The sequence below is a fragment of the Microcystis sp. LSC13-02 genome, from assembly GCA_002282935.1.
In the GTDB taxonomy this organism is placed as follows: Bacteria; Cyanobacteriota; Cyanobacteriia; order Cyanobacteriales; family Microcystaceae; genus Microcystis.
On the sequence record MTBT01000107.1, the window covers coordinates 5,320 to 13,893 of the forward strand.

Annotated in this window: 12 protein-coding genes and 1 pseudogene; 10 read left to right on the top strand and 3 right to left on the bottom strand. The window is 43.2% G+C overall.

Features of this window, described 5'->3' with window-relative positions; all coding sequences use genetic code 11:
• Positions 1 to 84 precede the first annotated feature (84 nt).
• Positions 85 to 486, top strand: a complete 402-nt coding sequence (locus tag BGL89_RS06575) for an HNH endonuclease (RefSeq protein ID WP_286825004.1) — start codon at positions 85 to 87, stop codon at positions 484 to 486.
• 458 nt (positions 487 to 944) lie between these two features.
• Here the strand turns inward: BGL89_RS06575 and BGL89_RS06580 are convergent, their stop codons facing one another.
• Together BGL89_RS06580 and BGL89_RS06585 are read right to left on the bottom strand one after the other, a co-directional pair.
• Positions 945 to 1,301 carry an iron-sulfur cluster assembly accessory protein gene (locus BGL89_RS06580; protein WP_286825006.1) on the bottom strand — a complete coding sequence of 119 codons (357 nt, stop codon included), beginning with the start codon at positions 1,299 to 1,301 and terminating at the stop codon, positions 945 to 947.
• Positions 1,302 to 1,646: 345 nt separating this feature from the next.
• Positions 1,647 to 2,036 (bottom strand): DUF8738 domain-containing protein, encoded by a 390-nt coding sequence (locus tag BGL89_RS06585; protein ID WP_286825008.1) that lies wholly within the window; start codon positions 2,034 to 2,036, stop codon positions 1,647 to 1,649.
• 74 nt (positions 2,037 to 2,110) lie between these two features.
• On the opposite strand from BGL89_RS06585, the gene BGL89_RS06590 reads away from it, so the two are divergent.
• The 4 genes and pseudogenes from BGL89_RS06590 to BGL89_RS06605 all read left to right on the top strand — a co-directional run bounded on the left by BGL89_RS06590 (position 2,111) and on the right by BGL89_RS06605 (position 4,959).
• The gene (locus BGL89_RS06590; protein ID WP_286825009.1) at positions 2,111 to 2,845 is read left to right on the top strand and encodes a hypothetical protein; all 735 of its coding nucleotides are present in this window, start codon (positions 2,111 to 2,113) and stop codon (positions 2,843 to 2,845) included.
• A gap of 71 nt (positions 2,846 to 2,916) precedes the next feature.
• A pseudogene (locus BGL89_RS06595) lies at positions 2,917 to 3,049 on the top strand (IS30 family transposase); the annotation flags it as partial.
• Positions 3,050 to 3,177: 128 nt separating this feature from the next.
• On the top strand, positions 3,178 to 3,519 hold the full coding sequence (locus tag BGL89_RS06600) for a phage holin family protein (protein ID WP_271989017.1): 342 nt from the start codon (positions 3,178 to 3,180) through the stop codon (positions 3,517 to 3,519).
• Positions 3,520 to 4,032: 513 nt separating this feature from the next.
• Positions 4,033 to 4,959, top strand: coding sequence for an RluA family pseudouridine synthase (locus tag BGL89_RS06605; RefSeq protein WP_286825010.1), 927 nt, complete (start codon positions 4,033 to 4,035; stop codon positions 4,957 to 4,959).
• On the opposite strand, the gene bioU is transcribed toward BGL89_RS06605, so the two are convergent.
• Positions 4,956 to 5,957 carry a (S)-8-amino-7-oxononanoate synthase BioU gene (bioU, locus tag BGL89_RS06610; RefSeq protein ID WP_286825011.1) on the bottom strand — a complete coding sequence of 334 codons (1,002 nt, stop codon included), beginning with the start codon at positions 5,955 to 5,957 and terminating at the stop codon, positions 4,956 to 4,958. The genes BGL89_RS06605 and bioU overlap by 4 nt on opposite strands.
• 310 nt (positions 5,958 to 6,267) lie before the next feature.
• Here bioU and BGL89_RS06615 point away from each other — a divergent pair, with 310 nt between their 5' ends.
• From BGL89_RS06615 to BGL89_RS06635, 5 genes are all read left to right on the top strand, one after another.
• A complete protein-coding gene (locus tag BGL89_RS06615; protein ID WP_286825012.1) occupies positions 6,268 to 6,483 on the top strand; it encodes a DUF2997 domain-containing protein in 216 nt (71 codons plus the stop codon).
• A gap of 44 nt (positions 6,484 to 6,527) precedes the next feature.
• Positions 6,528 to 6,914, top strand: coding sequence for a DUF1257 domain-containing protein (locus BGL89_RS06620; RefSeq protein ID WP_286825013.1), 387 nt, complete (start codon positions 6,528 to 6,530; stop codon positions 6,912 to 6,914).
• Positions 6,914 to 7,321 (top strand): ferredoxin, encoded by a 408-nt coding sequence (locus tag BGL89_RS06625; protein ID WP_002747586.1) that lies wholly within the window; start codon positions 6,914 to 6,916, stop codon positions 7,319 to 7,321. Before BGL89_RS06620 ends, BGL89_RS06625 begins: the two co-directional genes overlap by 1 nt.
• A gap of 244 nt (positions 7,322 to 7,565) precedes the next feature.
• Complete coding sequence (locus BGL89_RS06630) at positions 7,566 to 7,868, top strand: hypothetical protein (RefSeq protein WP_286825016.1); 303 nt, start codon at positions 7,566 to 7,568, stop codon at positions 7,866 to 7,868.
• Positions 7,869 to 8,258, top strand: coding sequence for a toxin-antitoxin system TumE family protein (locus BGL89_RS06635; RefSeq protein ID WP_286825017.1), 390 nt, complete (start codon positions 7,869 to 7,871; stop codon positions 8,256 to 8,258). It abuts the gene before it with no gap.
• Positions 8,259 to 8,574: the final 316 nt, after the last annotated feature.

Below are 8,574 nucleotides of genomic sequence, written 5' to 3' on the forward strand. Positions count from 1 at the left end.
TTCGGTGAAGCGTCAACCCCGTTCAGCGACCACCCTAAAAAAGTGGCGTGGTGAGGAATCGCCGTCCGTTTTACGGCGGCGAGGATGTCAAGCGAGTATTGCCATGCCTTAGAAAAATGGCAGTATGTTGCCTTTACGATAGACCACGTCATTCCCTTAACTCAAGGAGGAGATGACGGCTTGGATAATTTGGCCTTGGCTTGCTTTCACTGCAACCGCCGCAAGGGAAATCTGGTCTCTATCAAAGACTTAGCTTCAGGGGATGACATACCTCTCTTTCATCCGAGAAGGGAGCGTTGGCAAGACCATTTTATTTGGTCGGCAGACGGTCGAGTAATTATTAGCTTGACGGCAGTGGGAAAAGTCACGATTGCAGCTTTAGACTTAAATCGAGAGAGGGTAATTGACATTCGCCAAGCTGACATACTCCTCAAGCGACATCCACCGCCGGGAGATCCCGTCTTTGAAGAATGTCGATTAAATTAGCAAGATTGTCGGTAAATTTGCGGCTCTCTTATTCTTTGTGTGATCAGTTTAACTTATATAGAAGCGATCGATCTTTGTGTTCTCTGTGTCTCTGTGGTTCCTTCCACTCGCTCGCCCGCAGGACTGTATCTTAGAATACATTTTACCCACCGAACCTAAGAGAGCCAATTTGCGCTTTATCAATGTTTTGATTGTGCTAGGACAGTAATGCAGCGGCCAACAGACAAGCAAAGGGAAGGGAAAGCGATCGAAATGAAAAATCCCTATCATGATCAACAGGTTATTATCGTCTCTGATTCAGAGCAGGGTATCTAGCCTAAAAATGAAGGGTTCGCAGGCAGGCACGGATCCCCATTATACAAGAAGTATAAGGCAAGTCTCCGATTTTGTCAAGGGTTTTGGCCAAAAAAAAACGCCTCTGGGAGGCGGGGGTGAAAGGTATCACCCCAACAGAAATATTAAACGCCAAAAGACTTACCACAACCGCAGGTTTGACTGGCGTTGGGATTAGTGAATTGGAAACCACCGCCGATCATCGCGTTGCTGTAATCTAACATGAGACCGTAGAGATAGAGCAGGCTTTTTTTATCAGAAACAATTTTAAAGCCATCGTAATCGAAAACCTCATCTTGGGGGCTAATATTGCTAGGATGCTCAAAATCCATCATATAGGACATTCCCGAACAACCACCTTGACGCACACCCACGCGCAGACATAAATCCTTGCCCTGTTGCTCTTTGAGCATGGTAAGGTGTTTGAGGGCAGCCTCACTGAGTAAAATTCCTTTTTCTTGAGTCTGAGTAGCTTGTGTCATCTTTAGCAGGAACTCCTAAACGCAGTTGAAGGGGACATATAAAACTTTACCTTCTCCTATCCATCTTAACGATAGTTGAGGGCTGTTGACTGAATTACTGTTTACTTTTCCCAGCCTCACAGGGGTTATAAGGCAAAAAAGAGCAAAAAACTGGGATTATTAATTAAATAGCGTTGCCAGAGACGACTAGGTTCTTAAAACAAACCATAGAGCCATTCTCAGTCGATTTTCATCACCCAACCGGGTGCTTGAGACAATTCGCCTTCCCTGGGGGGAGGAAAATCAAATCAGGAAAACGCTGCTTTGGGGATGCCGAAAAAGCAGCCAGAAAATATCAAAAGAAATTCACCTTTCTAAGCGGAGATTAGTGCCACTGCTATCGGTGCGATAAACCCAAGTTTTTTGCTTATCAGTCAGAATAATTCGCCATCCTTGCACCAGTGCTTGGGTACAGAATTCTCCCGGTTTAGCTAATCCTAAACAACCATCGGGCCAGGTTTGTGGTTGTGCTGCTTGAATTTGCAAGCGATTAACGGATATATTGGTTTTCCGACTCAAATCTTGACGGGTAGCGGCGATGACCGAATTAGGTGGCTCAGGAGATGCTAAACTAGGTGATGCTAAGAGGAGAGAAAGCAGACTCATTAGCATTAAAATGCCAGTTGATACCCGAACAATTCTCGTTTTACCGATTTTTACTTGCTGGCTCTGGCTAAAATTTTTTCTAGATATCATGTTTAGTCCTGCCCCTTTTCTGGGAATATTAGTTTTATCAAATCTTCCTGTTTATTATCAGTATAACCGATACTATGTTCCCTCTCTGGTTTTCGAGTCCATCGGTGTTTTCTCAAGAAAATTCCATCGTCCAAGTTCCTTCTCCTGAACCGGCGGTTAAAACCTCTCCCCCCAATTCTGCTTGGCTTTATAGCACAATTGCATTAACTATTGCTGTGTTCGGTTTAATTATTTACGGCAAATTACAAATAGAACAGATCAAAAAGAAAGTTAAGCTTGAACAACTTAAAAGTAAAGATTTAGAAAAAAACTTGAAGTCAGCACTTCATACTATCAAACAAATGGAAATTAACCCCGATCTTGTCTATTCTAGAGCATTTAATCTTAATTATTTGCGGATGAGAATGGATGAGAAGATTTTTCATTACTTCATTGTTAACCAAATTAAGATAAAGATAGCTAAATTGATCGGCGAAGCTTTACGACCAAATATAGCTAAAAATGCCCTGGGAATCGTCGGTGCAGAAAGACAGATTAATAAAACTTTTGATGTCACCTGCCAGGTGGAAGCACAGGAAGGGGAAGGAAAATCGAATAAAGGGGTTTTATTTCGGATTCAGATTAAACTGACAAAACTTCCCCCTCAAACCAGTTACGCTACTGTTAACGAGATTATTAATTGTATAGAAACCTTTCTTTATGCGGACTCAGATCAAGCTAATTGGCAGCCAGCTATTCATGGACAAATAGTTTTAATGAGTTGGGATCGAAAAGCGAAACCGATTCCTTTATTGGTATTAGAACGCTAGGCGTTGCTGATTTGAGATATTTTGGATACGATGCACACAGTTGACATTCATATCTTGATTCAGCAACCCCAATTGTCAAACCAGAGCAGGTAAAAAGAGCCGTAAACTTAATTAACAATCGGCCTCAAAAATGCCTTGACTATCAGACCGCAAATGAGGTATTCTGTCAGGGGAGAGCGGCCTAGTGATGCAATTCAGACTTGAATTGGCTGAACAATCAGAAGAAGGACTCAATGTCAGTTTTCGTTACCATTCCCTGAAAACTCCCGTCTCTTTAAGTGGCGATGCCGATTAAAATAGATGAGGATGAACTATTTTAGATGGATGGGCTTATGTTATCTTTTTTCCTCCGTTGGTTGATTACCGCCGTCTCTTTATTGATTACAGCGCGAATAGTACCCGGTATAGAAATTAAAGATTTTACCGTGGCTTTGATAGCTGCTGTCGCTTTGGGTTTAATTAATGCTATCATTAGACCCCTGTTGATTCTTTTTACCCTGCCTTTAACCATTTTGACCCTAGGGTTATTTATTTTTGTGGTTAATGCCATTTCCTTTTCTTTAGCCTCCTATTTTATCAGTGGCTTTGAGGTAAAATCATTTTTTGCTGCTTTATTCGGTTCGATCGTGGTTTCGATCATTTCAGGAGTTTTAAATGGGTTTTTTGTTGACTAAAGTGGGCAATAATTCGGTTGTTTAAAACAGCTTTGCTTACTCTGATCTAGAGACGTTGATTATAACAACGTCTCTCTATTTTTTTGGGGATGAGTAAATCTCTACTGATTTGCTGTAGCTTTTGTGGTTAAGTAGCTGGTTATAATTAAATTGAAGATGGATTTTGGGTTCGATCCCTCCTTAATCCCCCCTTAATAAGGGGGGCATCTGAAAGTTTTTAACACCTACCTACTTAAAAATCAGGAAAATTTAATCCCAAGATTTCCATCTCAAGCAGCCAGAGCAAGTTCAATTACTGTTAAAATAAGTAAGTAGTTATAATTAAATTGAAGATAGATTTTGTCTCTTATCCCCCCTGCCCCCCTTGATAAGAGGGGGGCCGATAGGCGGGGGGATCTGATAATTTTTAACGCCTACCTACTTAACTGGAATTGTTGAGCTAAGTAGATTAACTAATCTCCAGTCAGTTTTTCTTGATTCCCCGACACCCTACACCCTGATCACTAAAAACCGATGAACCAATTAAACTTAGAAGTTGCGGGAAAAAAAGAACGTTTAGATGCTTGGATGGGGTCACAATTGCCCGATTTATCGAGATCGAGGCTGCAAAAACTGATAGAACAGGGATATATACAGTTAAATGGTCAAATTTGCACTAATAAAAATACTAAAGTTGGTCAAGGCGATCGCTTAAAGATTACCATTCCCGACAGTCAACCCCTGGAATTAACCGCCGAGGCGATCGAGCTTGATATTCTTTACGAAGACGAATATCTGATTATTATCAATAAACCTGCCGATTTAGTGGTTCATCCGGCTCCCGGCCACGAATCGGGAACCTTGGTCAACGCTTTACTGCATCACTGCCCGAATTTAGCCGGAATTGGTGGAATTCAACGCCCTGGTATAGTCCACCGCTTAGATAAGGATACCACGGGTGCGATCGTTATTGCCAAAACCGACCAGGCCCATCAACACCTACAGGCACAATTAAAAACCAAAACTGCCCGCCGGGAATACATCGCCCTCGTCCACGGTGTCCCCAAAACGGAGACAGGTACAATTGATCTGCCGATCGGTCGTCACCGCAGCGATCGCCAAAAGATGGCGATTATTGCCGTGGAAAAAGGAGGTAGAAATGCCGTCACTCACTGGCAAGTCAAGGAAAGACTGGGCAACTACACCTTAATGGAATTTCGCCTAGAAACTGGCAGAACTCATCAAATTCGCGTTCATAGCAGCCAAATCGGTCATCCGATTCTTGGGGATCTCCTCTATAGTTCAGGTCGTTCCATCGGGATTAATCTACCCGGGCAATTACTCCATGCCCATCGTTTAATTTTAGTACATCCGGTCACGGGAGAGAGCCTAGAAGCGATCGCCCCCTTACCCGCTATTTTCCCGAAAGTTTTAGGTATTTTACGGCAGAGAAACCCCTAGCGCACAAATTGGGGCATAATCTCCGCTGCTGTCCATAATCCGTAGATACCGCGACGATGTAGGGAAACCCCCGCTTTCAGATAACCAAAAGCTGGCCCGCAGACATTAGCCGCCATACTGGTTTCATCACCCAAAGTGAAGGTATGGGTGGAAATTTTGCCTTCAAAAGTCCGCCCCGTGACTTTAACATTGGTACTCAAGGGCTTTTTCGGGTTGCGCGTATCCACCACACCCCCGACGGAAACCCGATCGCGTCCACAAATTCCGGCTAATTCCAGCATAATATCGTCTGCGTGTTCCATATTTTCGAGGCTGAGAATGCCATTGGTTTTATTTAACAGCATTTCCACTTCCGCATCACTCATCCGGTGCGCCGTTTCTGGGTCGTAACCGGGTAAATGGGCGATATCTTCGCGAATAGTGGCACGATAAGCCTCCCAGTTGGCGATTCCCACGCCAAAGGTAATTTTAACGCTATGAATCTCCCCATAACTCTGGGCTGCTAGGGCGGCAGCCGCAGTTAACAGTCCGGGGGTAGCACCGCAGCCGGTCATGTAGGTGATGCCGGCGGCTTCTAGGTCTGCTTGTAGTGCTAAGATTTGTTCCATGGCGCTGGTGCGTTTGAGGGCATCGACTAAAACTCCGCGCCAACCTAAGCGAATGAAAGTTTTAGCGATATCGGCGATGAAATTGTTAGGTAAATTCGGTAAGGCGAGAAAATAGCCTTCTACGTCGGCAGTTTTGATTAATTCCTCGATACTGTTCTCGCTGAGACTGCCGTAATTTTCCAGATAACCGATCGAACCCTGGTCATGATAAATTTTGTTACAGGTATTGACATCTAGACCGTCTTTGTGGTAGGCAAAACCGGCTTTATCGGCGGCGGCAGTCCAAAGCATTTCCTGTTTGGGGGCGAGAATTCTAGCGGCAGCCTGTCCTAAACCACCAAAACCTAAAACACCGATCCGAAGGCGATCGCTGGCTATTTGTTTATTCATATCTGTTCTGATTCCTATAGACAAAATTCTATGATCTCGGCGGTCGTGGTTCGCCGTTGCATCTCCTTTATTTTCAATTTATCGCTTCAGGTCGTCTTTTTTGTGTAGTTTTGTTAAATTATGCCTCCTCGGTCAAGGTTCGCCCTTGACGATGAAGAAAAGTTACGGGAAACTTACAAAAAATGAAAGTGGCTGGGTGAGATAATATAAAGTTTTGCTAAAATTTTAACCAGATTGCTACGATTAGCAAACTATCGTAAATTAAAACGATAGGGAGCTTTGCAAACCCCAGATCACGCTGAGAAGAGCTATGAGCATGGAAAGCCTAGAGTTTATTATCTATCCCGATGGTCGCGTCATGGAAAAGGTGACAGGCATAGTCGGTTCATCTTGTCAAGAGGTGACGGCGGCGATCGAGGCACAACTCGGGCAGCTGATGTCTCAAGAGAAAACCTCGGATTATTACCATCAAACCGTCAGCCAGTCAGAGAAAGTCAGCAACAAAGCCACTTTTAGCGACTGGTAATTTTTCATCTTTCCCAATCCCTTTATTTAAGCCACTGAAAAACCATGTCACACTTTAGCAATATCAAAACCAAAATCCGCGATCTATCCTACCTAAAAGCCGCCCTAACGGATATGGGTATGGAATGGAAAGAGGGTTCTCACCCTGTCAAAGGTTATCAAGGTCAAACTTTAACCGCAGAGGTGGTAATTGAACAAGATAACAATTACGATATCGGTTTTCGCTGGAATGGTAACGAGTACGAGTTAGTTGCCGATTTGCAATACTGGCAACAACCCCTAACCGTAGAAGGATTTTTAAGAAAAGTAAATCAAGGTTATGCCTACCACACCATTCTGGCAGAAACTGCTAAACAGGGTTTTCAGGTGGCAGCACAGGAAAAAAATACTGATGGTTCTATTCGTCTAGTGGTACAACGTTGGAGTGCCTAATGGCTGATTTTTCTCCCGAACGCTCTGGTTTTGAACCAGAGTTGGGGGGATTCCTAAGAGATTCCCCCGATCGCACCGGTTTTGAACCTGAATTGGGCGGTTTACTGCGCCAGAAAGCGGTTTACGTCGATGAGGTCACTTGTATCGGTTGTAAACACTGCGCCCACGTTGCCCCCAATACCTTTTTTATTGAAGGTGAATACGGTCGCTCTCGCGTCTATAATCAGGACGGTGACGAGGAAGAAATTATTCAAGAAGCGATCGAGACTTGTCCGGTTAACTGTATTCACTGGGTTAATTATAATCAGTTGTCATCCCTTGAGGAAGAACGCAAACATCAAGTGATTAAACAGTTAGGTTTTCCTCAGATTCACAAGAAATTTAGCCCCGCAGATTTAGACATTTAGGGTGGATAGGTGCAGCCTGATCCATCCATTATTTCCTAGAAGTCATGGCAGCGGTTCTCGATCGAATCTGCTACAGTTCTCAGGGGAAATAATCCTAAATCCGTTGAGTATAGGCTACCTATCAGGATAGGCAAGAGGCAAGAGGCAACCCCCCCTGCCCCCCGACATCGGGGGGGTAGGAGGAATAGATAATCAGTCTTTAATAACTGGATTTAGTATAATCCTATCTCGGATTTTAACGATAATGAATACCCAACTGATTGATTCTCTCGCACGAATTATTCTCTCTCTCTCCGAGGAAGAAAGAGAGTTACTGAATCGAAAAATTGAGAGCGAACAACGGGAAAATTTGCAGATTAACGCTCAAATTTTGGATTTAGAAAACCGTGTCAAGCAATACGAAAATCAATATCGCATGAGTTCGGAAGAATTCTATCCTAGATTTCGTTCCGGTGAGCTAGGGGACGATATGGATTATTTCGAGTGGAATGTTTATTATGAAATGCTATTGGCAGCTAGAAAAGAGATAGGTTTACGGTGGAATTAGATGGAGATAGTCGATTATATTCCCCTAGTTAAACGGAAATTATCCGAGAGTTCGATCGTCAAGTCTTTTACGATTGTCGATGAAAGAATTTTATTCGATCGAGGCTATTTCCGAGCGAGAGTCCTTTTAACGAACGGAGATTTTTTAGAAATTGCTGAAGCTTTTACCTCGATCGATCAACGCATCGTTACGATAAGCTATCGCTATCAATGGATGGACGCAAGCAAACAGAAGTTAAGAAAACGCTGGGATAACGTGGAACATTTTCCCGATCTAGCCAATTTTCCCGATCATGTCCATGTGGGAGACGAGTTAAACGTTCAACCAAGCGAATCTAGAAATATTTTACAAATTATCACCGTAATCGAGCGCGAGATCGAGATTTTGTAAACATAACGCGTCCTAGAGCGAAACCAACTCCTATAACTCGCCAAATCCTGAGCAAGTTGCGAGAATTATCCGATTGGAGGATAAATACCTGACTATTTCCCGAAATATTGATCCATGAAAAGTAACGCTCCGACTTATCGGATTTTCTTTCGCTATAATAAACCTATCCCTCTCAAATAACCACAAGGATACAAATGCCAGCCATATCCATGTTTTACGGAATTATTATTTAGGGCTTGCTGAATAATGGTAAAACCCTTTTAAAATAAAGCTTTTGACCTGTTAAAGTCCGATGTTAGTGCAAGAAAATAGGATT

What these genes read in the sequence shown, in the direction of transcription:
- BGL89_RS06575 (WP_286825004.1), top strand. Translation starts at nt 85, where the DNA reads ATGTCAAGCGAGTATTGCCATGCCTTAGAAAAATGGCAGTATGTTGCC.
- BGL89_RS06580 (WP_286825006.1), bottom strand. Translation starts at nt 1,301, where the DNA reads ATGACACAAGCTACTCAGACTCAAGAAAAAGGAATTTTACTCAGTGAG.
- BGL89_RS06585 (WP_286825008.1), bottom strand. Translation starts at nt 2,036, where the DNA reads ATGATATCTAGAAAAAATTTTAGCCAGAGCCAGCAAGTAAAAATCGGT.
- BGL89_RS06590 (WP_286825009.1), top strand. Translation starts at nt 2,111, where the DNA reads ATGTTCCCTCTCTGGTTTTCGAGTCCATCGGTGTTTTCTCAAGAAAAT.
- BGL89_RS06600 (WP_271989017.1), top strand. Translation starts at nt 3,178, where the DNA reads ATGTTATCTTTTTTCCTCCGTTGGTTGATTACCGCCGTCTCTTTATTG.
- BGL89_RS06605 (WP_286825010.1), top strand. Translation starts at nt 4,033, where the DNA reads ATGAACCAATTAAACTTAGAAGTTGCGGGAAAAAAAGAACGTTTAGAT.
- bioU (WP_286825011.1), bottom strand. Translation starts at nt 5,957, where the DNA reads ATGAATAAACAAATAGCCAGCGATCGCCTTCGGATCGGTGTTTTAGGT.
- BGL89_RS06615 (WP_286825012.1), top strand. Translation starts at nt 6,268, where the DNA reads ATGAGCATGGAAAGCCTAGAGTTTATTATCTATCCCGATGGTCGCGTC.
- BGL89_RS06620 (WP_286825013.1), top strand. Translation starts at nt 6,528, where the DNA reads ATGTCACACTTTAGCAATATCAAAACCAAAATCCGCGATCTATCCTAC.
- BGL89_RS06625 (WP_002747586.1), top strand. Translation starts at nt 6,914, where the DNA reads ATGGCTGATTTTTCTCCCGAACGCTCTGGTTTTGAACCAGAGTTGGGG.
- BGL89_RS06630 (WP_286825016.1), top strand. Translation starts at nt 7,566, where the DNA reads ATGAATACCCAACTGATTGATTCTCTCGCACGAATTATTCTCTCTCTC.
- BGL89_RS06635 (WP_286825017.1), top strand. Translation starts at nt 7,869, where the DNA reads ATGGAGATAGTCGATTATATTCCCCTAGTTAAACGGAAATTATCCGAG.